We start from the raw sequence: 24,409 nt of genomic DNA on the forward strand, positions 1-24,409 counted from the left end.
GCGCCATACCGAGAGCGCGCGCAAGGGAGGATCGTACCGACCTGGGCCCGCCCTCCGCGAAACAGATACCGGGAAGCCCTCGGCACCACCGCCCTCAGTCGTCCCCGCTGCACGCCTCCTCGAAGAAATCGAGGTTCTCCTGCAGCGACTTCATCAGCCGGTCCCGCTCCGCCTCGTCCACCTGTACGGGTACGACGCCGGAGGCCTGGGTCAGCCGGCGGAAGCCGCCCCGGCTCTCCAGCCGGCCGTGCACCCGCACCGGCAGCCCGACCAGGTGCGCGTGCCCGGCGATCCGGTACGCCTCCTCGTCCAGCGTCATCCGGACGTGCGGGATCTCGGCGCCGGCCAGCACCCGCAGACGTACGGCGCCTTCGCCGCGCGGCCCCGACCTGCGCATCCGTACCACGGTGCCGGTGATACGGACCGGCACCGACGGCTCCTCGCGCAGGTACCGCGAGCCGGCCGCGCGCAGGGCGGGCAGATCCCCGGGTGAGAACTCGACGGGCTCGGGGCGGGCCGAGCAGCCTTCGGGGACCCGCGCGCCGGGTGCCCACTCGACGGCGATCCGGGCGCCCTCCGTACCGCGCACCAGGCCGACGAGGGCCTCCGTCAGTTCATGGCTGACGCCTGCCTCGACGGCGCCGTCGAAGGCGTCCATGCCGCCGGTGGCCCGGTGGTAGTCGATGGCCTCGCGGGCCGCGTACAGGGCCTGGTGGAGCCGCACGGCGAGGGGGCGGCCCGTGCCGACGGGGACGAACGCGGTGAGGCTGCGTCCGGCGGGGGCGGCGCCGACGAGGACGTGGTCGAGGAGGGCGTCGGCGGTCCTGCGGTGGCGGGCGCCGTAGTAGCCGGCACGCGCGCGCGTGGCGAGCGCTCCGGCGAGCATCATCCGGCGGGCGGCCGAGCGCAGTTGCTCCTCGACGGGCCAGGATGCGACGCCGGCGGGGCCGGTCGGGACGTCACGCCACCAGCGGATCTCGTCACTGGGCACCGCGAGGGCGACGAGCACCTCGCGCGCGGCGGGCGATCCGCTGCGGGCCAGCGCTACGAGGGCCTCGCCGAGCAGGTCGTCACTGTCGGGGAAGGCGCGGCTCTCGGGCACGAGGAGGCTCGTGCCGGTGCCGCCGGGCCCGGGTGGGGTCCAGCGGCCGTACCGTCCGACGGCTCCCCCTCGTCGCTGCCAGCCGTGCCGGCGCAGGAGGGCGCCGAGCACGGTGGGGTCGACCTGCTCGAGGGCGGGCGGTTCGTCGTGCCAGGGGGCGTCCACAGGGTGCGGGCGGACGGGCCGCAGGGGCTCCTCATTGGGCCGGTGCGTCACGGTCTGCCTCCCGTCCCGACCCGCGTCATGATCTCGCAGAGCGCGCGGTCGTCGAAGATGCGTGAGGTCGGTATCCGCACGGTGGTCCGGTGCCGGCCGGTGACGCGCTGGCCGGCGAGGTTGATCCAGTAGCAGCAGTGCCGCAGATCGAGGCGGTCGTGGCCGGCGCGCAGCCAGTCGTCCTGCGAGCGCGGTACGAGCATCACGACCAGGATCTTGTGCACCGAGACCGGGGTGCGGGCGAGCTTCGCCAGGTGGGCGTTGTCGAGCGTGAAGGAGAAGTACGGGCCCGGCGGGTTCGGTGCGATCTGGTACGTGCACTTCAGCTGGACCTTGATGGTGACCTCGTCGTCGACCGTGTGCCCGGGGGAGCCGTGGCTGACGTGCCAGTCGATGCCGTTGTCGGGGAACGGCTGGGACAGCGAGCAGCCGGCCGCCGCGGCGACAGCGTGCAGATAACCCACCTGCAGGGTCTCCATACAGGCGGTGGTGGCGAGGGTGCCTCGATGGGGTGCCGTGCGCTCGGGCAGCAGCCCGCCCCGTTCGGGCTGCGCTATCGCCATGACCAAATGCCTTCCAAGACGGACGAATTACCATGACAGGCCACTGAAGTGCGTAAACCTGTACCTCTGTTGTCTCCTTCCGGCGTACGGCGCAAACAGCCCGGGTATCACCAAACGGGCAGAAGACGGTGCGTCAGCTGCCGTGGGTGAACGAGGAGTTGCATAGGTATGACGTGCTGGTACGAGGGCCCTTTGGCCGCGTTCGACACGGAGACCACGGGTGTGGACGTCGAGACCGACCGGATCGTGTCGGCTTCAGTCGTGGTCCAGGAAGGTCCGGCCGTCCGGCCGCGGGTCAGCCGCTGGCTGATCAACCCGGGTGTGCCCGTGCCCGCTTCGGCGACGGCGGTGCACGGGCTGACGGACGAACATCTGCAGCGCAACGGCCGCTGGCCGTCCCCTGTGGTGGAGGAGATAGCCCGGGCGCTGGCGGAGCAGGCGGCGGCGGGCCGCCCGCTGGTCATCATGAACGCGCCCTTCGATCTGACCATGCTGGACCGGGAGTTGCGCCGCCATCGCGCCTCGTCGCTCGACCGCTGGTTCGAGTCGACACCGCTGCTGGTGCTGGATCCCCGGGTCCTGGACAAGCACCTGGACCGCTACCGAAAGGGCCGCCGCACCCTCACGGACCTGTGCGCGCACTACGGCGTCACGCTGGAGGGCGCCCATGACGCGGCGGCGGACGCGATGGCCTCCCTGGAGGTCGTACGGGCGGTCGGGCGCCGTTTCGCGACCCGGCTGGAGCGCCTCTCCCCCGCCGAACTGCACACGCTCCAGGCGGTGTGGCACGCGGGGCAGGCGCGCGGCCTGCAGGCGTGGTTCGCGAAGAGCGGTACGCCGGAGGCGGTCGATCCGGCGTGGCCACTGCGTCCGGAGATGCCGGCGGCGGCCTAGCCGTACTACAGCTGTACGACGGCATGAAAAAAGCCGGTCCGTCGATGACGGACCGGCTTTCTCCCGGTGGGCGATACTGGGTTCGAACCAGTGACCTCTTCGGTGTGAACGAAGCGCTCTCCCACTGAGCTAATCGCCCGGGAACGCACCGAACAATACAGGTCCGGGCGGCCTTCGTTCAAACCGCTTCGTTCAGGCCGCTTCGTTCAGGCCGCTCGGAGGTGTGCGGCCAGTCCGCGGCGTCCCGCGCGCATCATGAGGGTGTGGTTGGCGCGGAAGAGCGGCCGGCCGGGCACGGCGAGGCGGCGCATCAGCGGCTTGGTGACGTCTACCTCCTGGTCGTAGTCGGCCTGGGTGCCGGAGCCGACCGCGGTGAGTGTCCAGCGCGCCCAGCCGTCGAGGTCGCCGGTCATGGCGATCTCCAGGACTCCGGCCGCCGGATCGCCGCGCACCTCGCGCGCGGTGAAGGTCAGGTCGTAGGGAAGCAGGGAGCGGATGCGGATGACCCCGCTGGTGTCGTCGATGCGGTCGACCGCGCGCACCTGCGGCCACCAGTGGGGGTAGTCCTCGGCCTGCTCCAGGGCGTCGTACACGGCGGCCAGGGGCGCTGCCAGGGTCCAGCGGGCGCGGAAGCGGTAGTGACTCCAGTCCATGGGTTGGAGTGTGCCCCCGTGCCCGCCCTCACCGCGCGTCGCGGGGCGGGGGCGGGCACCGGTGTCCGTTACGAGGGCATCTTGTGGCCCAGCAGGGCGAGGTTCTCGATGGCGGCGAGGCCGTAGAGGGCGGTGTCGTTGGTGGCCACCCAGGTGGCCTCACTGCCCGGGACGAGGGCGACCGGGCCGGTCACCTGCTCGGTCTTCCAGGGGGCGGACTCCTTGTAGCCGTCGGAGTTGTAGAACTTGTCCCAGGCGCGCGCGGCGAGTTTCGCGTCACCGGTCTTTACGGCCGCGTACGCGTCGAGCCGGGAGTGGCCCTGGAAGAGGAGCAGGGTGCCGAAGTTGGACCCGTAGCGGGCCGCCTGTTCGGCTTTGGTGGCGTTGAAGTAGCGGCAGTAGTCGAAGTACGCCTCGTTGAACTTCGGCATGTCGACCAGGTCGATGAGTTCGGCGCACAGTTCGTTGAGTCCGAAGACCGCGGAGAGGTGCGAGACGCCTACGACAGGAGCCGCGGCGACGGCGAACTTCCCGGTGTCGAGGTCGTACAGTCCGCTGCCCTGGACGAAGCCGTTGGGCTGGGCGGCGATGGTCTCCATGGTGGAGAGCACGCGCGCCTTGGCCTTCTCCCACTTGGGGCCCTTGCGTTCCCACTCGGTCAGCCAGGCCGACACCAGGCCGCTCCAGTCGGTGCCGAAGCCGATCGACAGGGCGTGCCGGTCGGGTGTGTAGGGCTCGGTGCGGATCTTGCGCAGCGGGTCCAGGGCGAGGAACGTCTCGTCGCTGTCGACGTTGGCGTGCATGAGGTCGCCGACGCGTTCGTCACCGGTGAGGAAGTAGTAGTAGCGCCGGTAGGTGGTGTTGGCGATGCGCTGCTGCTTGGCGCTGTCGGCGTAGTGCTGGACGCCGTGCCGGGTGCCGAGGCCGGCCCACTGTCCGAGGTGGTAGACGTCGACCTCGCCGGTGTGGCGGGTCATCGCCTCCGCGAAGCGGAAGATGTCGGCGCGGCCGGAGCGCAGATACGCGAGCCAGAGCCACAGGTCGGGCGACAACTCGGAGTTGTCCCAGGCGTAGCCGCCGACGTCGTACCGCCACTGGTGCCGGTAGGTGTCGTAGGTGTGCATGATGTCGCCGTAGTCCCAGAAGCCGTACCAGCGGCGCTGCTCCACCTGGTCCTTGTAGTAGGTGAAGAGGAAGTCGAGGTGGTCCTCGATCTTGGCCTTGGCAGGGGTGGAGCGATCGGGCTCGGAGTAGAGGCCGGGGCCGAAGACCTGGGCCTTGATGAGCTGCTTGGGCGGGGCGGCGAGCTGCGGCAGCACCCGGACGGCTTCGACCTGTTCGGCGAGTTTCTCGGCGCTCGGGGTCGACTCGTTGGCCCAGAAGAGGAGTTCGGAGGTACGGGCGATGCCGTAGGGGGTGCCGAAGCCGGGTTCGTAGTCCTCGTAGGTGATGTTGAGGCCTTCGAGCTGTTCGGCGAAGGTGTCCTGGCCCATGCCGTCGTGGTAGAAGCGCAGGTCCATGGGCTGGGCCTCGGGCGACCAGAGCCAGAGGGTGACCTCGGCCTCGTCGGTCTGGGCGTCGCGGATGTCGAGCTGGGCGGGGTGCTTCTCCCAGAAGTCCCGCAGGCCGAAGGACAGTCCGCCACTGGCCCCGCCGACGTAACCGAACCCGGAGGCGCGCTTGCCGCCGCCGGCGCCGATCCAGCCGTGGCCCTTCTTCGTGCGCTTGCGGAGGGTGAAGCCGTCGGCGGAGAGCTGGGAGAGCGTGTAGTCGCCCCACTCGGGGATGTACTGGAGGCGGGTGGTGACCCGCTGGTCCCAGGTCGAGGGGTCGGGCAGCTTCTCCCCCGCGAACTGGGCCGCCTGGACGGCCGCTCCGGGGTCGCGCCGCAGCCCGGTGATGCCCTTGACGGCCTCGCGCAGCAGCCCGGCGCCGTCGCCGCCGATCCGGATGTGCCGGTCGTACGAGGCGTCCCGCATCGGCACGCTGAAGCGGACCCCGATGCCGCGGATGAAGTCGCCGCTGGACTTGCCGGGTTCCTGGGTGCCGTCGTAGGTGATGGTGTGGACCATGCGGAAGGAGTCGGCGCCGGCGTAGAAGTAGAGGCGGATCGAGAAGGGGAGCCAACTGCGGCTGCCCTTGCGGTGCTTGCCGTCGATGCGGACAACTGCCCTGACGGGGCCGTCCTGTTCGACCTCGACCTTGTCGATGGCGCTGTCGAAGCGCTCGAACTTGGTGGCGCCCTGGTCCTCGTCCTCGATCTCGGGCTGGCGGATGAGGACGAGCCGCCCGTTCTTGGCGATCTCGGTGGAGCCGCGGGTCACCGACTTGACCAGTGTGGAGCCGGACTTGGCGATGCGGGCGGTGATGACTCCGGTCGAGACGGTGATGGTCCCGCCGCTCTTGTCGACGGTGATCTTCGCGGCGGGGGCCTCGGGCGTCCCGGCGGCGAGCGTCAGCTTGCCGTTGCCCGAACTGACCGCGTGCGCCGTCCACTTGAGTGTGCCGTCGGGCCAGTAGGCGAGCGGCCACGACTGTACGGGGACGGACTTGCCGTCGGCGTCCGTGAGCGCGAAGGTCTGGCTCGCGTCGTAGGTGCCCTTCGGCCAGGGCACGCCGACCGTGGAGCCGGGGGCGGCACCGAGGCCGCCGTCCTCCAGCCAGTCCAGGGTCACGGGACCGGCGTCGGTCTCGGCGGCTCTGGGCGCGGCCTGCGCGTCCTTCGCTCCCAGGGCCCAGCTGAACTGGGCGGCGGCTCCGGCGACTGCGGCGGCCTTGAGAAGGGACCTGCGGGGGATGGGAGACATGAGGGACCAGCCTTTCCTTTCCGTGCGGATGCATGGGTGGTCAGGGGCATGACAGAGAGAGGTACGGCGCCCGGGGCGCCGACCTTGTGCGAGGGCGCCGCCCGTCAGCGGCGCCGGTACCGCTCCTCGACGGCGACGGACGCCGCCGCGACGGCCCCGAGGACGGGAACCGCCAGCGGCGGAAGAAACCCCGCGGACAGAGCCACGACGGCCAGCCCGCAGACGACCAGGAAGGAACCGGCGGGATCGCGCACGGTCCGGCGTCCGGCGTCCGCGAGCAGCGCCCGCCAGGGGGCGCCCGGCGTCCAGACGGCCGTCGCTCGCAGCAGGGCCACGGCGAGTGCGATCAACGCGAAGATGCCGACGGCCCCGACGAACCGCCCGCCGGGAAGCCCGGCCCGCGCGGCCAGGACGTCCACCCAGACCGCGGCGGCCACCGCCCAGCCGGCGAGCCCGACGAGCCATCCGCCGCGCACGGCGGCCCGGAAGTCGGCGACGAACTCCCGCCAGCCGCCGCCCACATGGGTCGTGCGACGCCGAAGATGCCGTGCGCCGGCGGCGAAGGCGGCGGGGTAGGTGACAACTCCGAGACAGGCCACGGCGATCCACACGCCGGTGAGCAGACACTCGGCGAAGACCGCGAAGCGCTCGCCGAACACGGACTCCTTGCGCGCCTTGCGCGGGGAGCGTTCCTTCACGCGTGCTTGGGCCATGGTCGCCGCCTCAGCCCTTCAGTCCGGAGGTCGCCATACCGTCGATGAGGTAGCGCTGGAAGGCCATGAAGAAGGCGACGACGGGCACCAGCGCCACCAACGACATGGCGATCATGCTGCCGTAGTTGGAGATGCCCTCCTGGTCGCGGAACATCATCAGGCCGAGCGAAACGGTGTACTTGGAGGGCGTGTTGAGGTAGATCAACGGCCCCATGAAGTCGTTCCACGCGTTGATGAAGGTGAAGATCGCGCTGGTGATGATGGCCGGGCGGCTCAGCGGCAGCACGATCGACCAGTAGGTCCGCAGATGCCCGCAGCCGTCGAGTTTCGCGGCCTCGTCCAGCTCGCGCGGCAGCCCGCGCATGAACTGCACCATCAGGAAGACGAAGAACGCCTCCGTGGCGAGGAACTTGCCGGCGACGAGCGGCACGAGCGTGTCGATGTAGCCGAGGTTGCGGAACAGTACGTACTGCGGGATGAGCAGCACGTGGTACGGCAGCAGCAGCGTGCCGATCATCAGCGTGAACAGCAGGTTCCGGCCGGCGAACCGGATCTTGGCGAAGGCGTACGCGGTCAGCGAGCTGGAGATCACCACGCCGACCACGGCCAGGCCCGCGTACATCAGCGAGTTGGTGAAGAAGTTGCCGATCGAGATGCCGGAGATGCCGTCGGCGAGCCCGGAGAAGTTCGCCCAGACCGGCTTGGTCGGCAGCAGGTCGAGGCTGGCGATGATGTCCTTGCTCGGCTTGAACGAGGCGCCGAGCACCCAGATCACCGGGTAGAGGACGACCGCGAGCACGAGGAGCGCGCCCACGTGCCAGGCGAGGGATCCGATGCGCCGCCGCTCGCCGGCGGTGCTCACAACAGGGCTGGTGGCGCTGGTCACTTGGCGGCCTCCTCGTAGTGCACCCACTTCTTCTGCGACCAGAACAGGACCGCCGTGACGAGAGCCACCGCGATCACCAGCGTCCAGGCCATCGCGGAGGCGAAGCCCATCTGGGCCTCCTTGAAGCCCTTCTGGTAGAGGTAGCAGGTGTAGACGAGGGTGGCGTCGGCGGGCCCGCACCTGGTGTCGGAGACGACATAGGCGGAGCCGAACACCTGGAACGCGTGGATCGACTCCAGCAGCACGTTGAAGAACAGCACCGGGGAGATCATCGGGAGCGTGATGTTCCAGAACCGCCGGAAGGGGCCGGCTCCGTCCATCTCGGCGGCCTCGTACAGCTCCTGCGGCACCTGCTTGAGGCCGGCCAGGAAGATGACCATGGGCGCGCCGAACTGCCAGATGCTCAGCGCCACCAGGGCGTACAGGACGTAGTCAGGGTTGCCGATCCAGCCGCCGACGTCGAGTCCGAAGACCTTCTGCGTACGGTCCACGACGGCGTTGTCGGAGAACAGCGCCCGCCAGACGAACCCCACGGAGACGCTGGCTCCGATGAGCGACGGCATGTAGAACGCGGCCCGGTACAGGGACTGTCCGCGCCGCTTCTGCGCGAGCAGCAGCGCCACTCCGAGCGCGAGGAGCAGCTTCAGCGGTGTGGCCACGACGACGTACTTGAGCGTGACCTCGACCGACTTCTGCCAGCGCGGGTCCTGGAACATCGTCGTGAAGTTGTCCAGCCCCACCCACTTGGGCGGCGTGAACAGGTTGTAGCTGGTGAACGCGTAGTACAGCGACGCGATCATCGGCCCCGCCGTGAGCAGCAGGAACCCCGCGATCCACGGCGACATGAAGAGATAGCCGGCGAGGTTCTCGCGGCGCCGCCCGCGCCGCCCGGCGACAGGAGCGGCGGACCGCTTCTGCGCCGGGCGCGCGGGCGCTTCTTTGACGAGCGTCATGGTGGTACGTCCCCTCAGCCCGCGAACGCGGCCTTGGCCTCGCTGAACAGCGCCTTCGCGGCATCGGCCGGCTTGGTCTTGCCCTGGGCGACCTCACCGCCGATACGCAGGAAGGCCGCCTCGATGACGTCCGCGCCGGACGGGTGCGGGGTGATCTTCCCGAGCACGCCGGCCTTGGCGACCTCGTCCTCGTAGGCCGAGACACCCTTGTTGTTGGGGTCGGTCGGCTTGAAGGCGTCGTACTGCTCGGTCGTGGCGAGGATGCCTCGGTCGTATCCCATGATCTTGCCGACCTCGGGGTCATGGACCATGAAGCTGATGAACTGGGCAGCTTCCTTGGGGTGCTTGGTCCCGGAGAAGGCGCTGAGCATCAGCGAACCGAGGTACTGGCCGGTGTCCTTGCCGTCCGTGGTGGGGATCGGCGCGAGCCCGTAGTCGGAATCCCCCTCACCCTGGTAACGGATGGAGAAGTTGTCCCAGGTGAATTCGGACGCGGCGAGCCCCGCCGACAGACCGGACTTCGGCTTGACCTGCTCGATCTTCTTGGGGTCGGCGACAAGACCGGACTTCACCCGCTTGTAGCCGTCCTCCCACCACTGCGTCACGTCGTCCTCGGTGAAACCGAGATCGGTGTCGGTGAAGAAGGCCTTGCCGTTCTGGCGCAGGTACAGGTCGTAGAGGTACATGATGGCGAAGTAACCGGTGTCACCGGCGATCTTCAGCTTGTCCTGGATCTGCTGCAGAGCCGCGAAGTACTCGTCCCAGGTCCAGCCGAACTTCGCCTCGACGCCCGCCTTCTTGAAGGCCTTGAGGTCGATCACGAGCGACATGGTGTTGGCGCCGACCGGAACGGCGATCTGCTTGCCGTCGACCTGCCCGTTCGCCAGAACGCCGTTGCGGAAGTTGTCCAGGCTGAGATTCCCGGCGTCCGCCTGCGACTTGAGATCCAGCAGAACGCCGCGCTTGTCGTACTTGCGCAGGAATCCGACCGCATTCTGGAAAACATCCGGCGGATTACCGCCGGAGGCCTGGGTCTGGAACTTCTCCCAGTACGACTCGTAGTCGGTGAATTCGGGCTTGATCTTAATCTTCGGATACTTCTTCTCGAACAGCGCGATCGTCTTCTTGATGGCGATGGTGCGCGGTTCGCCGCCCCACCACGCATAACGGAGCGTCACATTCCCGTCCCCGGCGCCACTGTCGCCACCGCACCCGGTCGTCGCCGCCAGCCCCAGCGCGGCCGCCGAGGCTCCGGCCGCCTTAAGGATCGTTCGCCTCTCAACATTCCTATTTTCAGGCACAGTCGGCCCCTCCCCGCGACGTCGTTGGCGCCTGCGTGAATCGTTTCAAGTAAGCGCTTGCTGGCACAAGCTACGGAGGGGCTCGGAGTGCGTCAATGATTCGGACAGGATTTTTCTGTGCGCGGGCTGGACGGGGGCGGAGCGCAAGTCGACTCGGGCCCCTGGAACGGGGGGCGACGTCGCAGGTGAGACGCTCGGGGTCGACCGGTCGAACACCGGTGGATCGCCGGTGTTTATTTGGGACGGGGCCGAAATGCGCCGTCCGGATGGGGAGTTGACGCCGGACGGAATGGGCGCTCACGGTCCGGCGACGTCGGAGCGACGAGAACGGGAGGCCATCTGCCGGAGGGCTCGGGGCAGTCCTGTCGGGTCCCCCGGCGCGACTCCGGCAAGGGCTCGGGCGGGCCCCGAGCGACACACGGGGCGGAACCGGGGAGGGCCGCCCGGGCGGAGGGGGCGGTCGGGCGGAGGGGGCGGTCGGGCGGAGGCAGTGGTCGGGGGTTTCGCAGGCCCAGCGCAACGACAAGTGCGGCCCGTGTTTACATTTCCGTGGACACGGGCCGCACTCGATCCGGTGGGCGATACTGGGTTCGAACCAGTGACCTCTTCGGTGTGAACGAAGCGCTCTCCCACTGAGCTAATCGCCCGGACGCAGAGAGAACATTACCCCATGTCAGGGGGTGCCCCCGCCATGCGCCGGATCACTGATTCTTGATCTTCCAGGGCATTTCCAGCCCGAACTTCCATACGTAGATCCCGACAAGAACCGCCACGATCACCAGTCCGATCGCCGTCAGGATGATGTTGCGGCGGCGCACCCTGGGATCGAGTGCACGCTGTGTCGCCTCGGTGACCTTGCGCTTCGTCCAGCGCAGTACCAGCTGGGCCCAGACGAACTCGGTCGCCCAGATCGCCATACCGCCGAAGATCACCAGCCAGCCGGGCCCGGGCAACGGCAACATGACGATGCCGGCACCGACCACCGCGAGGCCCACGACGAACACGCCGACCTGCCAGCTCACGTGGAGCATCCGGCGCGCCTTGATGAATTCCGGCGCTCTCGATCCGAGCTCACGCTCGGTCGCGGCCTCGCCGGTTCCGGCCTCGGCCGGTGCCACGGCAGCCTCGCCGGGCTTGTCACTCCCCGTATTCATGCAGCCAAACCCTACCCGACGGAAACCGGTCACCGGAATGGTCGTAGCCGACGAACCGGTTCTCGGCCGGAAGAGTTACGTAAACACACGCAAAACACTCAGAGGGGTTTACAACGGCACCGTAGGTGGCATGTCGATTTCGCCGACGTGCGAATCCCCGAGCGCACACTGAGCGAAAGGCCTTGGCGCTTATGAACACCACGGTCAGCTGCGAGCTGCACCTGCGCCTCGTTGTGTCGAGCGAGTCCTCACTGCCCGTTCCTGCAGGACTGCGGTATGACACGGCCGATCCCTACGCCGTGCACGCCACCTTCCACACCGGAGCCGAGGAAACCGTCGAGTGGGTGTTCGCCCGCGACCTGCTCGCGGAGGGCCTCCACCGACCCACGGGTACCGGTGACGTCCGAGTCTGGCCGTCCCGGAGCCACGGCCAGGGCGTTGTCTGCATCGCCCTGAGCTCCCCGGAGGGCGAGGCCCTGCTCGAAGCACCCGCACGAGCCCTGGAGTCCTTCCTGAAGCGAACGGACGCCGCTGTGCCACCCGGCACGGAACACCGCCACTTCGACCTCGATCAGGAGCTGTCCCACATCCTGGCGGAAAGCTAGGACGGGCACTCCCCTGAGCCGCCCGGCGCCGTCCACTCGGGGAGACGGCGCGGGTCAAAACAACCGCATATGGCATACCGCCGCCGCCCCGCGGGTTTCCCGCGGGGCGGCGGCGGTGTGTCCGCACGCCCTCCAGGGGCAGGGCTCCCGAGTCCCGCCAGGGCTGACGCCCACCTCCGGCACCGCGAGCCACTAACATCGGCCAGCATCGGCGGGCGGGTGCCCGCCCGACCGCCCAGGCAGGCCAGGGAGAGCAACGTGCTGATCACCCACGACACCCGGTGCGCCCTCGACACCGTGGTCGATCTGGTGAACACCGCGCCGGACGACGACACGACGGACGCGCTGCCCGATGTCGACGCGCTCGAAGATTTCGTACGAAAGCACAACATCAGTGACATCGGCGTGCTGTCGGAGATCGATCTCGCCGCCGTGCGCAGGATCCGCGGACGGTTCGCCGGGGTGTTCGCCGCCGAGGAGGCCCGGACCGCCGCCGCACACATCAACGAGCTGGTCGCCGCGGCGGGGACCACACCCCGACTCACCGACCACGACGGCTACGACTGGCACGTGCACTACTTCGCACCCGGCGCGTCCGTCGCCGACCACCTCGCCGCCGACTGCGGGATGGCCCTCGCGTTCTTCGTGGTCGCCGGTGAGCAGGAGCGGCTTCGGCGCTGCGAGGCCCCGGACTGCCGGCACGCCTTCGTCGACGTCTCCCGCAACCGGTCCCGCCGCTACTGCGACAGCCGCACCTGTGGAAACCGGCTTCATGTGGCGGCCTACCGGGCGCGCCGCAAGGAGTCGGCGAGCTGACGGCCGCAGGGCCTGAGCCTGGTGCTGACGCAGCCCCCGGCGGATGACGCCGGGGACTGGCGTGTACAGCTCACAGCAACAGCAGATCATGCAACGAAGCCATGAGCAGCAGACACCCGATCACCGCAAGGAAGATCATCAGCGGTGGCTGGGAAAGGGCGAAGAGGCACCCGCGCGGCTCGTCCTTCGGCGGCACGGCCTCGCTCTGTGTTGTGTCCAGCATCTCGCCGCGATGATGACGTAGCGGGGGCCCTCGACGCGATCAACGCGCACGAAATGCACGGTAGTTCGCTGAATTCCGTAATGTACGCGGCGAGTCATGATCGCTTACGAGCGACCTCCGTCGCCTCCCGGCCGTTTGTGTCGTTTCAGTACGTCAGCCCTCGTACGCCGTCATACGCCGCGCTTCTTCATATTCCGTGCTTCTTCAGGATCGCCTCGATGTCGCTGAAGTCGTCCCCGGCACCGCGCGGTCTGGCCGTGGGCTGGGGCGCCGGGCGGGAGGCATTGGCCCGCCCCTGACCCAGGGAAGGCGCGGAGGCCGCAGGAGCCACCGCCTCGCGCTGCGCGGCCTGCGTCTCCGCACGTTCCTTTCGGGTGCCGCCCCTCCGCCGCTCCACAGCACGGGTGGCCGTGAAGAGTACCCAGGCGCCGCCGAGCACGCAGAAGCCCGCCCAGGCGGAGGGGCTGAACGCGGTGTCGGCCACCCACCCGACCACCCCGGTCATCACCAGGCCAATGGGAACCAGTGAGTACGCGGCGATCCGGGCAGCCGCGAGAAAGCGCTTGCGGTACGCCGTGACCACCGCGATGCCCAGGCCGGCCACGGAGACGGCGGAACACACTGTCTCGGCAATCATCCGGTCCTCCAGGCGTTCGGTCACGCGGGTGCGGTTCGTCCCTTCCATCCTGCACCGCCCGGCCCTCCGGATGCCATGCTCCGGCCCGACATCAGGGACATCTCCGGGTCGGCTCCTCCCCAGGTCCCGGTCCCCTCGTACGACGCCCACGGCCGCGGCTGGGAAACTGGTGCCCATGAGCGACTCCTCTTCCGCGCCCGCCGGCACCCCCGCCCCGGTCTCCGTCCCCGTCCTGGAGGTCTGGTGCGAACTCCAGTGTCCGGACTGCCGCACCGCCCTGGACGACGTACGCGCCCTGCGCGCCCGCTACGGCGACCGGTTGGAGCTACGGCTGCGGCACTTCCCGCTGGAGCGGCACAAGCACTCCTTCGCCGCCGCGCAGGCCGCCGAGGAAGCGGCTGAGCAGGGACAGGCATGGCCCTACGTCGAGGCCGTGCTCGGCCGGGTGGAGGAGCTCGACCGTAGGGGCGAACCCTTCCTGGTCGAGGTGGCCGGCGAACTCGGCCTGGACGCCGAGGAGTTCGACACCGCACTGATCGACGGCCGGCACATCCTGATCGTCGACGCCGACCAGGCCGAGGGCAAGGCCATCGGCGTGACCGGCACGCCGACGTACGTCATCGGCGATGAGCGGCTGGACGGCGGCAAGAACCAGGAGGGGCTGCGGGAACGGATCGAGGAGATCGTGGACCGTCTGCTGGCCGGACAGGACGCCTGACCCCTGGCGTCCGCCCCGCCCCTGCCTCCGCCCCCGTCGGACCGGCCCCGGTCGCCTTCGGCCTACAGCAGGTCCTTGTACAGGTGGTGGGTCACCGTCTCGTACCCCAGCGACTCGTAGAGCCGTTCCGCCGGGCGGTTGCCCGCGAAGACGTTCAGGGAGATGGCCGACCGTCCGGCCTCGATCGACTGGGCCTCCGCCAGCAGCATGAGGGTGCGGCCGTGGCCTCTCCCCCGGTGTGCCGCGTCGGCCTCGACGTCGTAGACGAAGGCCAGACCGTCGCGGCTGCCGAGCCACAGAGTGCCGACGCGGGTTCCCTCGTGTTCCAGGACGCTGATCGTCATCCCTTCGCTGGCCACGCCCTGCGGCAGCAGCAGATCATGGTCGCGTTTCGCCTTGGCGTGCGCCTCCACCGCCGGCACGCCCCGCTCGATCCAGCTCTCCGCGTAGCTCAGCCTGCCCACCGCCTCCCACACCACGAACTCGGCCTCCGTCATGGGCCGGCCCCGGCTCCCGGCGGGCAGTTCGGGCGGGGCGGCGCCGAGCGCCTTGTCCATACGGCGGTTGCGCAGCACATAGCCGAGCGCGGTCGCCAGCCGCAGGGCCGCCGGTGTGTCGCCCGGGACCGACGCCTCGATGCGCCGGCAGCCCCAGCCGCGCGCGACCTCCTCCGCGGCAAGCACGGCCACCGTGGCCCGGCCGCGCCGCCGGTCGCGTTCGTCGATGCGGAGATCCCGGATCTTCGCCACCGAGTCGCCGAACGCGGGGTTGGTTGCGAGGTGTATCGCGCCGACGGGACGGCTGTTCACACACACCTGGTAGTGGCGTGAACGCGCTCCGTCGGCCTCGTGCTGCAGCGGCTCGGTCGGCCGCAGAGTGGTGGTCATCAGAGATTGTTCTACCCGTTGCGGAGACCTACGGCAGCTCCATTTCCGCGGCTCATCCCGATCACGCCCCTGGGTCAGGGGTCGAGGTCGTCCCCCGACCGCTCTTCGAAGACCCGCATCGCCTTGGCAGTCACCGGCCCCGGTGCGTCCGGGAGTTGGCGGTCGCCGACGCGCCGTACGGCCTGTACGTCTCTCAGGGTGGACGTCAGGAAGATCTCGTCGGCGCCGTCCAGGACGTCCAGCGGCAGGTCGGTCTCCTTGGCGCCCGTCCACTCGACGGCAAGGGCGCGTGTGACCCCGGCGAGGCAGCCGGAGGCGAGCGGCGGGGTGTGGATCTCGCCGTCCAGGACGACGAAGACGTTGGACCCCGTCCCCTCGCACAGTTGCCCAACCGTGTTGCCGAACAGGGCCTCGGACGCGCCCTGTTCACGCGCCCTGGCGAGGGCGACGACGTTCTCGGCGTACGACGTGGTCTTCAGGCCGGCGAGGGCGCCGCGTTCGTTGCGCGTCCAGGGGACCGTGATCACGGCGGTCGAGTCGGGACGACGGGTGGACTCGCCGACGGCGACGACCAGGGTCGGGCCGTGCTCCCCGCGGTCGGAGCCGAGGGGGCCGTGACCGCCGGTGTACGTGATGCGCAGGCGCCCCAGGGGCATCGGGTTGGCGGCGAGCACGGCCGTGCAGGCGCCGCGGACCTCGTCGAGGTCCGGGTCGGGCAGGCCTAGGCCTCGGGCGGAGCGGGTGAGCCGGTCCAGGTGACGGGTGAGCGCGAACGGTCGGCCGTGGACCGCCTTCAGAGTCTCGAAGATGCCGTCGCCCACGGTCAGCCCGTGGTCGAACACGGAGACGCGGGCGGACTCGATGTCCTGCAGCCCGCCGTCGAGCCAGAGCTTCACTGGTCATTACCTCGCTGGAATGTGTCGGACGCGTCGTGCGGTATGCCTTGTCGGCCGGGGAGCGGCGGCCTGTCGCCCGGCTGTACACAGCAGGTCACCGGTTCCTCCCCACCGCCGCTCACCTCGTACTCTCCCGACGCTACCGCGAGCAGCCGGGACGCCTTCAGCTCGGTCTCCCGCCACTCCGCCTCGGGATCCGAACCCCAGGTGATGCCCGCTCCGGTGCCGAAGCGCAGCATGCCGTCGGCCCGGTCGATCCAGAACGTGCGGATACCGACCGCCAGTTCGCCCGTCCCCCGGTCCGCGTCGACCCAGCCGACGCCCCCGCAGTACGGGCCCCGGGGCGCCGTCTCCAGGGCGTCGATGATCCGCAGGGCGCTCGACTTGGGCGCGCCGGTCACCGACCCGGGCGGGAACGCGGCCGCCAGCAGTTCCGGCCAGCCGGTGTACGGACGCAGTTCGCCCCGTACCGTCGACACGAGGTGGACCAGCCCCGGGTGCTTCTCGACGACGCACAGTTCGGGAACGGTCACCGAACCCGTCGCGCAGACGCGCCCGAGGTCGTTGCGGACCAGGTCCACGATCATCACGTTCTCGGCGTAGTCCTTCTCCAGGAGGTCCGCCTCGGTACGTCCGGTGCCCTTGATGGGGCCCGACTCGATGGTTTCTCCGTCGCGGCGGAGGAACAGCTCGGGGGACGCGGTGGCGATCTCGACGCCGTGAGCCGGCAGGCGAATCGTTCCTGCATACGGTGCCGGGTTGCCGTGTGCGAGCAGCGAGGCCAGCGCGTCCACGTCCGCGTCGGGTGCGACGGGCGCGGACAGCACCCGGCAGAGGTTCGCCTGATAGACCTCTCCGGTCGCGATGCGTTGGCGGATACGGCGCACCCCCGCCGTATACGTGGCGCGATCGAGGGACGACGTCCAGTCACCGGCGGCCGGGCCCCGCCACTCCCCCGGTCCCGGCCTCGGCGCACGGGCCGGTTCCTCTCGTACGTCACGGAAGCGAGCGCAGGTCAGACGGCCCTCGTAGTCAGCGGACACGGCCCAGAAACCGGTGGAGTCGAGGGCCGCGGGATCGCTGGTGACATCGACAAGGCCGGTGGCGACGACACCGCCGAAGCGGGCGAGGGGAGCGAGATCGGACACACCGCCGAGTCTATGGCGGGTGTCCTGTGGGTGCCCTGACCACGTCTTCGAGCAGGCACAGCGCAGCACGCTGCACAAACGCGTTTTTGTGCTGGCCCCGGAATCCGCTAGAGTTCAACTCGTCGCCGGGACGCGAGAGCGCACCGAAACGGCACGCGGACGTAGCTCAGTTGGTAGAGCGCAACCTTGCCAAGGTTGAGGTCGCCAGTTCGAACCTGGTCGTCCGCTCGTAGGAAGAGGGGGATCTTCCCGAACCCCCGCACTCCTGGTGGAGTGGCCGAGAGGCGAGGCAACGGCCTGCAAAGCCGTCTACACGGGTTCAAATCCCGTCTCCACCTCCAAGGACGATTAGCTCAGCGGGAGAGCGCTTCCCTGACACGGAAGAGGTCACTGGTTCAATCCCAGTATCGTCCACTGGTCCGCAAGGACCTTGATCCGTAAGGATCCCCGCGCGATTAGCTCAGCGGGAGAGCGCTTCCCTGACACGGAAGAGGTCACTGGTTCAATCCCAGTATCGCGCACGCGGTAATCACGAGTCACGGTCTTCGGATCGTGGTCCCGAGGACGATTAGCTCAGCGGGAGAGCGCTTCCCTGACACGGAAGAGGTCACTGGTTCAATCCCAGTATCGTCCACACACCGAAGAAGCCCCCGGCCGTCTCGTACGGTCGGGGGCTTCTTCGTGGTTCCAGCCGGTCGTTCCGGTCAGACGTTCCGGTCAGCTGGAGAACAGCATGTGGCCGAAGCTCTTGTGGCGCTTGCCGCCGTAGTGACCACCATGGCCGCCGTGACCGCCGTGGTGACCGCCCTGCGGGGCGCCCCAGGCGGGTGCGGGAGCGGCGGGGTAGCCCTGCGGGGCCGGGGGCGGCGGGGCGGCGGGCCCCGACCACTGGGACTCCACGCGGGTCAGCGCCTCCAGCTCGCCGTAGTCGAGGAAGATCCCCCGGCAGCCGCTGCACTGCTCGATCTGGACTCCGTTGCGGTTGTACGTGTGCATCGGCGCATGGCACTTCGGACACTGCATGCTCGGCTCAACTCCCTGCCGTCGGTACGGCTTCTTGATCCGGTTTCGCTTCTCGCCGGAACAGACTCCGTCCTGCTCCGGTCGGTTGCACCCTACTTCGCGTGGCCCTGGGCCAACTCGGGTGGTACCGGACCCATTCGGGCACATGCGTCGACCACGGCCTGCTGTACGTCGTCCAACGGACGGTCCGCGGCCGTCGCCTTGACGATCGCCAGGGCCGCCGTCTGCACGGTGAGAGCGCGGGCGGCGACGTCCAGGGCGGGCCAGGGGTCGCCGTCGGCGGGTACGGCCGGGCCGCCGGCCGTGCGGTAGGCGGCCAGGAACCGGGTCCACTCGTCGGGCGGGAGCAGTCCGCAGGCGTACCAGGCGGCCGGGCGGGCCAGGTCCCAGGCGGGGGCACCTACGCCGAGGTCGTCCACGTCGATGAGGAGCCAGGGGCCGTCCGGAGCGGGGTGGCGTACGAGCTGGCCCAGGTGAAGGTCGCCGTGGCAGAGGGTCGTGAGGGCCCGCTCGTCGAGGGGGTTCGGGGTAGCGGTCGCGGAGGCAGCGGTCCCGGCGGCAGGAGCCCCGGGGGCAGCGGTCCCGGCGGCAGGAGTCCCGGCGGCAGGGGGCTGGGCTCTGGCCCAGGCCGGCAGGGTCGCCCAGGCGCGCAGGACGGGCTCGGTGGCCGGCTGGGGGGTGGTGGCCCGGAGGCGGGCGATGGCGCGGGCCGCCTTGGCCGGGCCGCGCATGGGCGGGAGTCCGGGCGGGGCGGGGGTGCGGTGGAGGCGGGCGAGCAGGGTGGCGGCCTCCTCCCAGGGTGCCGCGTCCGGGTCCTCCGGGTCGACCGGGGCGCCGTACGGCCAGAACGTCACGAGTCTGCCATGCAGGTCGACGGGGGTCGGGCTGAGCGGGGACAGGAGTATGCCCGGGAGGTGGGCGGCGAGGGCCAGCCGGGCGGTGAGCTCGGTGGGGGCGGTGTCGGGGGCGTGCGCCTTGGCGACGGTGTCGGCGTGGCGGACGACTGTGCCGTCGGGGCGGTCGGTGAGGGTGGCTGCTCCGCAGGGGCAGGGGTGGGGGCGTGCGTGGGCTCTGGCCTTGGCTCGGGTGGTGAGGTCGGTGAGCAAGGGGGTGGCTGTCACGGGGCTCCCTGATGCGCTGTGCGGTCTGGTCGGGAGAGTACGGGGTGTCGCCGGGTGCGGTGGGGTGTTTCCGCCCCCGCCGCCCCTACCCGCCCCGTCCCCAGGGGCTCCGCCCCTTCGACCCCGCCAGGGGCTGTGCCCCTGGACCCCCTTCGGCCAGGACGGCCTCGTCCTCAGACGCCGGACGGGCTGGATGTGGCCGGGGCAGGCCGAACGGGCAAAGCAATGCCCGCGCAGCTCCCCAGCTGCGCGGGCATTTTTTGCCGTCCGCCGCACCCCCGTCCCCACGGGGTTTCATGGGTGGATGTCCCCGCCCGGACCGCTCTTCCGGGCCTGGGGTCGCCGCTCAGCGCCCCAGCATCACACCCACGGACGACGCTTGTGTGACCACTGCTTCCCAGCCGCCGAAGACGACCACGAGCAGGGCTGCCAGAGGAAGGACCATCACTGTCGCCACCAGTGGATGGCGCTGGCCCTGTCGGCGCGGACGGAACGCGGCGATGTACGCCTTGCGTCCCTGTGTGCGGAGCGCCGTCCGCGATGCCGTGTGGGCCATGGTCCCTCTCCTGACCGTTCTCTTGTTGGTTGGCAAGCGGCGGGTGTCTGACCTCGGGGGACGAGTGCTGCACCCGCCGCTTGACCTCAAATCTAGGCCGCCGACGCGTACCGGTCGTCATGCCCTCGTACCGATTGCCGGGCCTCCCGGAGGATGACCTGTGACCTGCGGACTACTCCCCTGGGTGGAGATGGAGTCCTAGGTCTCAGGGTCTTCCCGGAAGGGGTGCCCGGTGTGTCCCTACTGTTCCGAGCTGTCCTCCCTCGGCACCGGCTGCTCGACCAGTGCCAGGACACGGTTCGCCATGAAGCGGGCGGTGCGGACGACTGATCCGTTCCTCGTGACTTCGCTCACTTCCACGACACCTCGACGGACCGCCGTCTCCACCCTGCGGCCCGCCCTGCTCGCCACCACCTCGTAGGTACGTGTGGTGTCCCCGGCATCCACGACTATCTCCACGCGGTCACCCTTCACGGGTTCAATCCCCCTTCTGTGACGGGTGGTTGGGATCACACACGACGTCAAGCCGCCCTGTTCGCGCGCTCCCTGACCACCTCTCAAGTCTCCCACCCGGCACTGACAATCCATCGGGACGAGAGGGCGCGGCCTCTGCGCGCACCCGGCCGTGGAAACGTAAGCTGTCGCTCGTCAAACGGACCGGGCAGCGGGGATGAACATGGCGATGATGCGCCTGAGGCGCGAGGACCCGCGCGTCGTCGGCTCGTTCAGGCTTCACAGACGGCTCGGCGCGGGCGGGATGGGCGTTGTCTACCTGGGCTCCGACAAGCGGGGACAGCGGGTCGCGCTGAAGGTGATCCGGCCCGACCTGGCGGAGGATCAGGAGTTCCGCTCACGTTTCGCGCGCGAGGTCTCGGCGGCCCGGCGGATCAGGGGCGGGTGCACCGCCCGCCTCGTCGCCGCCGACCTGGACGCGGACCGGCCGTGGTTCGCCACGCAGTACGTGCCCGGGCCCTCCCTGCACGACAAGGTGGTCGACGAGGGATCGCTCACCGCGGCCGACGTCGCCTCCATCGGTGCCGCCCTCGCCGAGGGACTGGTCGCGGTGCACGAGGCCGGTGTCGTACACCGGGATCTGAAGCCATCCAACATCCTGCTGTCCCCGAAGGGGCCGCGGATCATCGACTTCGGCATCGCCTGGGCGACCGGCGCCTCGACGCTCACCCACGTCGGTACGGCCGTCGGCTCGCCCGGCTTCCTGGCACCCGAACAGGTGCGCGGGGCGGCCGTGACTCCGGCCACGGACGTGTTCTCGCTGGGTGCCACGCTCGCGTACGCCTCGATGGCCGACTCGCCCTTCGGGCACGGCAGTTCCGAGGTGATGCTGTACCGCGTGGTCCACGAGGAGGCCCACCTGCAGGGCGTTCCGGACGCGCTGGCACCCCTCGTACGGGCGTGTCTGGCCAAGGATCCGGAGGAGCGGCCCAGCACACTCCAACTGTCGTTGCGGCTCAAGGAGATCGCGGCGCGCGAGGCGCAGGGCATGGCGGACGTACGGCCACCCGGGCCTCGTGCCGCCGAGGCGGACCGGCCGACAGGGCGGCTCACCGAGAGCTACCCGGACCAGCGGCCCCCCTATCACTCCCAGACGCAGCCCCACTCGCAGTCCCCGTCGCAATCCCAGTCCCAGTCCCAACGGCGTCCGCAGGGGCCGGCCTCGGGTACTTCCGGGTCACGTGGGGCCGTTCCGTCGCGGGGCGGCGGGGGCCCGCGCAGTGGTGCCCCCTCGTCGCGTTCCGGGGCGCGGCCCGTTCCCGGTGCGCGGAACACGGCCGGTTCCGGGAGCCGTTCCGGACCGCGCAGTGGCACCGGGCGTCCGGCGCCGCGCGGCACGGTCACCGGGCGGCGGCCCGCCAATCCGCGGCTGCTGCGGCAGCGGTTGTTCGTGTTCGTCGTGGTGACGCTGCTGGTGGCCCTGGGGATCGCGGCCGCTCAGGGATGCCAGGGACCCAGCCGTGGGCTCGGCGACGACAGTGGTCGCGGCGGAGGCGGGCGGGAACAGCAGCGGCAGGAGCAGGTGCGGCCGGACGACAAGCCCGGTGACGGCGATGGGTCGGTGGGGCCCGTTCTGCCTCGGTCCAGCTCGGACGCGCACTCCGACTGACGCCCGTCGGGGCTTGACGTTCATCGGGACTTGACGTTCATCAGGACTTGGGGACCGGGGCTCGGGGTCCTGCCCGTTTCCGCTCGGATGCGCGAAGGAGTACAGGTCGGCGTCGGGCAGGGCCTGCCGTCCGGCCACGGACTGATCGACGGCGGCGGCCGGGTGCAGCAGCCCCCGGCCGTGCGTCGGGTCAGTTCGGTCCGGGGGTGGGGCGGCCCGTCGCCACCGCGTAGAAGGCGACCGCTGCCGCCGCGCCCACGTTGAGGGAGTCGACGCCGTGGGCCATGGGGATACGGACCCATTCGTCGGCGGCCACCAGAGCCTGGGTGGAGAGGCCGTCGCCCTCCGCGCCGAGCATCAGGGCGACGCGGTGCATCTTGTGCGGGGCCGTCTCGTCGAGGGTCTTGGCCTTCTCGTCGGGGGTGAGGGCCAGGAGCGTGAAGCCCGCCTCACGGACCGAGTCGAGGCCCTTGGGCCAGGTGTCCAGTCGGGCGTACGGGACGGAGAAGACCGCGCCCATCGAGACCTTGACGCTGCGTCGGTACAGAGGGTCCGCGCAGTCCGGGGAGAGGAGTACCGCGTCCATGCCGAGGGCGGCGGCGCTGCGGAAGATCGCGCCGATGTTGGTGTGGTCGTTGACCGACTCCATGACCACCACCCGGCGTGCGGTCTGCAGGAGTTCGTCGGCCGTCGGGAGGGGTTTGCGCTGCATGGAGGCGAGGGCGCCGCGGTGCACGTGGTAGCCGGTGACGCGTTCGGCGAGCTCCGGGCTGACCGCGTACACGGGGGCCGGGAGTTCGTCGATGACGTCGCGCATGACGTCGACCCACTTCGCGGAGAGGAGCATCGAGCGCATCTCGTAGCCGGCGTCCTTGGCCCGTCTGATGACCTTCTCGCCTTCGGCGATGAAGAGGCCCTCCGCGGGCTCGCGTTTGCGGCGCAGTTCGACGTCGGTCAGGCCCGTGTAGTCGCGCAGGCGCGGGTCGTCGGGGTCCTCGACGGTGATGAGATCGGCCACAGAGGTGATACTGCCTTGTCCTGGGTGCGGTGCCAACGGCTGGGAACGGATTGCGTTACCCGGGGTTACACCAATGTCTTGGGGCCTACGTTGACGACCGGACCGATCACGATCACCGCGGGGGGCTTCACGTCCTCGGTACGGACCGTCTCGGCGACCGTGGCGAGGGTCGCGTCGACGCGGCGCTGGGCCGCTGTCGTGCCCTCCTGGACCAGGGCGACCGGCGTGTCCGGGGACTTGCCGTGCGCGATCAGGGTCTCCGCGATCCGGCCGATCTTGTCGACGCCCATGAGGACGACGAGCGTGCCGGTCAGTTTGGCGAGGGACTGCCAGTCGACGAGAGAGCGTTCGTCGTCGGGAGCGACATGGCCGCTGACCACCGTGAACTCATGGGCCACCCCTCGGTGCGTCACCGGAATGCCGGCCGCGCCCGGGACCGAGATCGAGCTGGAGATGCCGGGGACGACCGTGCAGGCGATGCCCGCCTCGGCCAGCGCCTGGACCTCCTCCATGCCCCGGCCGTAGACGTACGGGTCGCCGCCCTTGAGCCGTACGACCCGCTTGCCCAGCTTCGCGTGTTCGATCAGCGCGTTGTTGATGGCCTCCTGGGCCATGTACCGGCCGTACGGGATCTTCGCGGCGTCGATCACCTCGACGTGCGGGGGCAGTTCGGCGAGCAGGTCGCGCGGGCCGAGCCGGTCCGCGATCACCACGTCCGCCTCCGCGAGCAGACGCCGGCCCCGGACCGTGATCAGGTCCGGGTCGCCGGGGCCGCCGCCGACCAGGGCGACGCCGGGGGCGCGGGTGCGGTGGTGGGGCGCGACGAGGGTGCCGTCGCGCAGTCCCTCGACGACCGCGTCACGGATGGCGGCGGTGTGGCGGGGGTCGCGGCCCTTGGCGTCCGTGGTGAGGACGGCGACCGTGACGCCCTCGCTGTGGCCGGTGGCCGGGGTCCAGGCCGTCGCCGCGTCGGCGTCGTCGGAGCGGACGCACCAGACGCGGTGGCGTTCGGCTTCGGCGGAGGCGTCGGCGTTGGCCTGCGCGTCGCTGGTCGCGATCAGGGCGTACCAGGCGTCCGCCAGGTCGCCGTCCGCGTACGGGCGGCGCTCCCAGGTGAGTTCACCCGCGTCCGCCATCGCCTCCACGGAAGGCGTCGCCTCCGGCGATACGAGGAGGATGTCCGCGCCCGCCGCGATGAGGGCGGGCAGGCGGCGCTGGGCCACCTGGCCCGCGCCCAGGACCACCACTCGGCGGCCGGCGAGTCGGAGGCCTACGGGATAGGCGGGGTGTTCGGCCATGGGGGTGCGGCTCCCTCTTGCGGTGGTTCTGATCAGGGGGCTGTGGCAGTGGGGCGGCCCTGACGTGCGCATTTTACGGTGCGGGTGGGATGGGGGCTC

At 70.1% G+C, this 24,409-nt stretch carries 25 protein-coding genes and 7 tRNA genes; 10 read left to right on the forward strand and 22 right to left on the reverse strand.

All coding sequences use genetic code 11. The annotated features are described in order from the left end of the window. Positions 1-94 precede the first annotated feature (94 nt). Both QA861_RS31735 and QA861_RS31740 read right to left on the reverse strand, forming a co-directional pair. Positions 95-1,318, reverse strand: a complete 1,224-nt coding sequence (locus QA861_RS31735) for a hypothetical protein (RefSeq protein ID WP_334592088.1) — start codon at positions 1,316-1,318, stop codon at positions 95-97. After that, a complete protein-coding gene (locus tag QA861_RS31740) occupies positions 1,315-1,881 on the reverse strand; it encodes a DUF4365 domain-containing protein (RefSeq protein ID WP_334592089.1) in 567 nt (188 codons plus the stop codon). The genes QA861_RS31735 and QA861_RS31740 overlap by 4 nt, the downstream gene beginning before the upstream one ends. Positions 1,882-2,049: 168 nt before the next feature. On the opposite strand from QA861_RS31740, the gene QA861_RS31745 reads away from it, so the two are divergent. Continuing rightward, positions 2,050-2,775: a 3'-5' exonuclease gene (locus QA861_RS31745; RefSeq protein WP_334592090.1), complete on the forward strand. Its 726-nt coding sequence runs from the start codon at positions 2,050-2,052 to the stop codon at positions 2,773-2,775. A 67-nt stretch (positions 2,776-2,842) separates the two neighbouring features. Here QA861_RS31745 and QA861_RS31750 read toward each other — a convergent pair. The 9 genes from QA861_RS31750 to QA861_RS31790 form a co-directional block, all read right to left on the reverse strand. Beyond that, positions 2,843-2,914, reverse strand: a tRNA-Val gene (locus QA861_RS31750). A 67-nt stretch (positions 2,915-2,981) separates the two neighbouring features. After that, entirely contained in the window at positions 2,982-3,428 is a 447-nt protein-coding gene (locus QA861_RS31755) for an SRPBCC family protein (protein ID WP_334592091.1), read from the reverse strand. Between the two features lie 68 nt (positions 3,429-3,496). Next, positions 3,497-6,235, reverse strand: a complete 2,739-nt coding sequence (locus tag QA861_RS31760) for an exo-rhamnogalacturonan lyase family protein (RefSeq protein WP_334592092.1) — start codon at positions 6,233-6,235, stop codon at positions 3,497-3,499. 104 nt (positions 6,236-6,339) lie between these two features. Continuing rightward, entirely contained in the window at positions 6,340-6,948 is a 609-nt protein-coding gene (locus QA861_RS31765) for a hypothetical protein (protein ID WP_334592093.1), read from the reverse strand. Positions 6,949-6,958: 10 nt separating this feature from the next. After that, a complete protein-coding gene (locus tag QA861_RS31770; RefSeq protein WP_334592094.1) occupies positions 6,959-7,834 on the reverse strand; it encodes a carbohydrate ABC transporter permease in 876 nt (291 codons plus the stop codon). Next, positions 7,831-8,787 carry a carbohydrate ABC transporter permease gene (locus QA861_RS31775; RefSeq protein WP_334592095.1) on the reverse strand — a complete coding sequence of 319 codons (957 nt, stop codon included), beginning with the start codon at positions 8,785-8,787 and terminating at the stop codon, positions 7,831-7,833. The genes QA861_RS31770 and QA861_RS31775 overlap by 4 nt, the downstream gene beginning before the upstream one ends. 14 nt (positions 8,788-8,801) lie before the next feature. Beyond that, positions 8,802-10,088: an ABC transporter substrate-binding protein gene (locus tag QA861_RS31780; RefSeq protein WP_334592096.1), complete on the reverse strand. Its 1,287-nt coding sequence runs from the start codon at positions 10,086-10,088 to the stop codon at positions 8,802-8,804. 575 nt (positions 10,089-10,663) lie between these two features. Further along, a tRNA-Val gene (locus tag QA861_RS31785) sits at positions 10,664-10,735 on the reverse strand. 54 nt (positions 10,736-10,789) lie between these two features. After that, complete coding sequence (locus QA861_RS31790; protein ID WP_334594915.1) at positions 10,790-11,242, reverse strand: TIGR02611 family protein; 453 nt, start codon at positions 11,240-11,242, stop codon at positions 10,790-10,792. A 191-nt stretch (positions 11,243-11,433) separates the two neighbouring features. On the opposite strand from QA861_RS31790, the gene QA861_RS31795 reads away from it, so the two are divergent. After that, the gene (locus tag QA861_RS31795) at positions 11,434-11,847 is read left to right on the forward strand and encodes an SsgA family sporulation/cell division regulator (protein ID WP_004002642.1); all 414 of its coding nucleotides are present in this window, start codon (positions 11,434-11,436) and stop codon (positions 11,845-11,847) included. Between the two features lie 258 nt (positions 11,848-12,105). Then, positions 12,106-12,663: a CGNR zinc finger domain-containing protein gene (locus tag QA861_RS31800; protein WP_334592097.1), complete on the forward strand. Its 558-nt coding sequence runs from the start codon at positions 12,106-12,108 to the stop codon at positions 12,661-12,663. A gap of 70 nt (positions 12,664-12,733) precedes the next feature. Here the strand turns inward: QA861_RS31800 and QA861_RS31805 are convergent, their stop codons facing one another. Together QA861_RS31805 and QA861_RS31810 are read right to left on the reverse strand one after the other, a co-directional pair. Beyond that, entirely contained in the window at positions 12,734-12,886 is a 153-nt protein-coding gene (locus QA861_RS31805) for a hypothetical protein (RefSeq protein WP_006375961.1), read from the reverse strand. A gap of 187 nt (positions 12,887-13,073) precedes the next feature. Further along, positions 13,074-13,523 carry a hypothetical protein gene (locus QA861_RS31810; RefSeq protein ID WP_334592098.1) on the reverse strand — a complete coding sequence of 150 codons (450 nt, stop codon included), beginning with the start codon at positions 13,521-13,523 and terminating at the stop codon, positions 13,074-13,076. A gap of 175 nt (positions 13,524-13,698) precedes the next feature. On the opposite strand from QA861_RS31810, the gene QA861_RS31815 reads away from it, so the two are divergent. After that, complete coding sequence (locus QA861_RS31815) at positions 13,699-14,241, forward strand: DsbA family protein (protein ID WP_334592099.1); 543 nt, start codon at positions 13,699-13,701, stop codon at positions 14,239-14,241. A 62-nt stretch (positions 14,242-14,303) separates the two neighbouring features. On the opposite strand, the gene QA861_RS31820 is transcribed toward QA861_RS31815, so the two are convergent. The 3 genes from QA861_RS31820 to QA861_RS31830 all read right to left on the reverse strand — a co-directional run bounded on the left by QA861_RS31820 (position 14,304) and on the right by QA861_RS31830 (position 17,172). Continuing rightward, positions 14,304-15,128, reverse strand: coding sequence for a GNAT family N-acetyltransferase (locus tag QA861_RS31820; protein ID WP_334592100.1), 825 nt, complete (start codon positions 15,126-15,128; stop codon positions 14,304-14,306). 74 nt (positions 15,129-15,202) lie between these two features. Further along, on the reverse strand, positions 15,203-16,024 hold the full coding sequence (locus tag QA861_RS31825; protein WP_334592101.1) for an aminotransferase class IV: 822 nt from the start codon (positions 16,022-16,024) through the stop codon (positions 15,203-15,205). Then, positions 16,021-17,172 carry a chorismate-binding protein gene (locus tag QA861_RS31830; protein ID WP_334592102.1) on the reverse strand — a complete coding sequence of 384 codons (1,152 nt, stop codon included), beginning with the start codon at positions 17,170-17,172 and terminating at the stop codon, positions 16,021-16,023. The genes QA861_RS31825 and QA861_RS31830 overlap by 4 nt, the downstream gene beginning before the upstream one ends. Positions 17,173-17,327: 155 nt before the next feature. Between QA861_RS31830 and QA861_RS31835 the strand changes: the two genes are divergently transcribed. The 5 genes from QA861_RS31835 to QA861_RS31855 all read left to right on the forward strand — a co-directional run bounded on the left by QA861_RS31835 (position 17,328) and on the right by QA861_RS31855 (position 17,806). Further along, positions 17,328-17,400, forward strand: a tRNA-Gly gene (locus QA861_RS31835). A gap of 39 nt (positions 17,401-17,439) precedes the next feature. Then, positions 17,440-17,513, forward strand: a tRNA-Cys gene (locus QA861_RS31840). Position 17,514: 1 nt separating this feature from the next. Next, positions 17,515-17,586: transfer RNA gene (locus QA861_RS31845), tRNA-Val, on the forward strand. A gap of 35 nt (positions 17,587-17,621) precedes the next feature. Further along, positions 17,622-17,693, forward strand: a tRNA-Val gene (locus QA861_RS31850). Between the two features lie 41 nt (positions 17,694-17,734). Further along, positions 17,735-17,806 (forward strand) — tRNA-Val (locus QA861_RS31855). 83 nt (positions 17,807-17,889) lie between these two features. On the opposite strand, the gene QA861_RS31860 is transcribed toward QA861_RS31855, so the two are convergent. From QA861_RS31860 to QA861_RS31875, 4 genes are all read right to left on the reverse strand, one after another. After that, entirely contained in the window at positions 17,890-18,195 is a 306-nt protein-coding gene (locus QA861_RS31860; protein ID WP_319094027.1) for a TFIIB-type zinc ribbon-containing protein, read from the reverse strand. A 92-nt stretch (positions 18,196-18,287) separates the two neighbouring features. Then, positions 18,288-19,316: a phosphotransferase gene (locus QA861_RS31865; RefSeq protein ID WP_334592103.1), complete on the reverse strand. Its 1,029-nt coding sequence runs from the start codon at positions 19,314-19,316 to the stop codon at positions 18,288-18,290. 346 nt (positions 19,317-19,662) lie between these two features. Beyond that, entirely contained in the window at positions 19,663-19,872 is a 210-nt protein-coding gene (locus QA861_RS31870) for a hypothetical protein (protein ID WP_334592104.1), read from the reverse strand. Positions 19,873-20,112: 240 nt separating this feature from the next. Continuing rightward, a complete protein-coding gene (locus tag QA861_RS31875; RefSeq protein WP_044472070.1) occupies positions 20,113-20,346 on the reverse strand; it encodes a DUF8836 family protein in 234 nt (77 codons plus the stop codon). Between the two features lie 196 nt (positions 20,347-20,542). Here QA861_RS31875 and QA861_RS31880 point away from each other — a divergent pair, with 196 nt between their 5' ends. Beyond that, on the forward strand, positions 20,543-21,994 hold the full coding sequence (locus QA861_RS31880) for a serine/threonine-protein kinase (protein WP_334592105.1): 1,452 nt from the start codon (positions 20,543-20,545) through the stop codon (positions 21,992-21,994). A 190-nt stretch (positions 21,995-22,184) separates the two neighbouring features. Here the strand turns inward: QA861_RS31880 and QA861_RS31885 are convergent, their stop codons facing one another. Then, positions 22,185-23,012 (reverse strand): TrmH family RNA methyltransferase, encoded by an 828-nt coding sequence (locus QA861_RS31885; RefSeq protein WP_334592106.1) that lies wholly within the window; start codon positions 23,010-23,012, stop codon positions 22,185-22,187. Positions 23,013-23,077: 65 nt separating this feature from the next. Beyond that, the gene (gene cobA, locus QA861_RS31890) at positions 23,078-24,310 is read right to left on the reverse strand and encodes a uroporphyrinogen-III C-methyltransferase (RefSeq protein ID WP_334592107.1); all 1,233 of its coding nucleotides are present in this window, start codon (positions 24,308-24,310) and stop codon (positions 23,078-23,080) included. Positions 24,311-24,409: the final 99 nt, after the last annotated feature.

This window comes from Streptomyces sp. B21-083, from assembly GCF_036898825.1.
Taxonomy (GTDB): domain Bacteria; phylum Actinomycetota; class Actinomycetes; order Streptomycetales; family Streptomycetaceae; genus Streptomyces.

Excerpts from the sequence above, each read along its gene's own strand:
- QA861_RS31810 (WP_334592098.1), bottom strand. The coding sequence starts at position 13,523 with ATGATTGCCGAGACAGTGTGTTCCGCCGTCTCCGTGGCCGGCCTGGGC.
- QA861_RS31795 (WP_004002642.1), top strand. The coding sequence starts at position 11,434 with ATGAACACCACGGTCAGCTGCGAGCTGCACCTGCGCCTCGTTGTGTCG.
- QA861_RS31820 (WP_334592100.1), bottom strand. The coding sequence starts at position 15,128 with ATGACCACCACTCTGCGGCCGACCGAGCCGCTGCAGCACGAGGCCGAC.
- QA861_RS31740 (WP_334592089.1), bottom strand. The coding sequence starts at position 1,881 with ATGGCGATAGCGCAGCCCGAACGGGGCGGGCTGCTGCCCGAGCGCACG.
- QA861_RS31815 (WP_334592099.1), top strand. The coding sequence starts at position 13,699 with ATGAGCGACTCCTCTTCCGCGCCCGCCGGCACCCCCGCCCCGGTCTCC.
- QA861_RS31755 (WP_334592091.1), bottom strand. The coding sequence starts at position 3,428 with ATGGACTGGAGTCACTACCGCTTCCGCGCCCGCTGGACCCTGGCAGCG.
- QA861_RS31745 (WP_334592090.1), top strand. The coding sequence starts at position 2,050 with ATGACGTGCTGGTACGAGGGCCCTTTGGCCGCGTTCGACACGGAGACC.
- QA861_RS31870 (WP_334592104.1), bottom strand. The coding sequence starts at position 19,872 with ATGGCCCACACGGCATCGCGGACGGCGCTCCGCACACAGGGACGCAAG.
- QA861_RS31805 (WP_006375961.1), bottom strand. The coding sequence starts at position 12,886 with ATGCTGGACACAACACAGAGCGAGGCCGTGCCGCCGAAGGACGAGCCG.
- QA861_RS31765 (WP_334592093.1), bottom strand. The coding sequence starts at position 6,948 with ATGGCCCAAGCACGCGTGAAGGAACGCTCCCCGCGCAAGGCGCGCAAG.
- cobA (WP_334592107.1), bottom strand. The coding sequence starts at position 24,310 with ATGGCCGAACACCCCGCCTATCCCGTAGGCCTCCGACTCGCCGGCCGC.
- QA861_RS31790 (WP_334594915.1), bottom strand. The coding sequence starts at position 11,242 with ATGAATACGGGGAGTGACAAGCCCGGCGAGGCTGCCGTGGCACCGGCC.
- QA861_RS31760 (WP_334592092.1), bottom strand. The coding sequence starts at position 6,235 with ATGTCTCCCATCCCCCGCAGGTCCCTTCTCAAGGCCGCCGCAGTCGCC.
- QA861_RS31775 (WP_334592095.1), bottom strand. The coding sequence starts at position 8,787 with ATGACGCTCGTCAAAGAAGCGCCCGCGCGCCCGGCGCAGAAGCGGTCC.
- QA861_RS31860 (WP_319094027.1), bottom strand. The coding sequence starts at position 18,195 with ATGCAGTGTCCGAAGTGCCATGCGCCGATGCACACGTACAACCGCAAC.
- QA861_RS31880 (WP_334592105.1), top strand. The coding sequence starts at position 20,543 with ATGAACATGGCGATGATGCGCCTGAGGCGCGAGGACCCGCGCGTCGTC.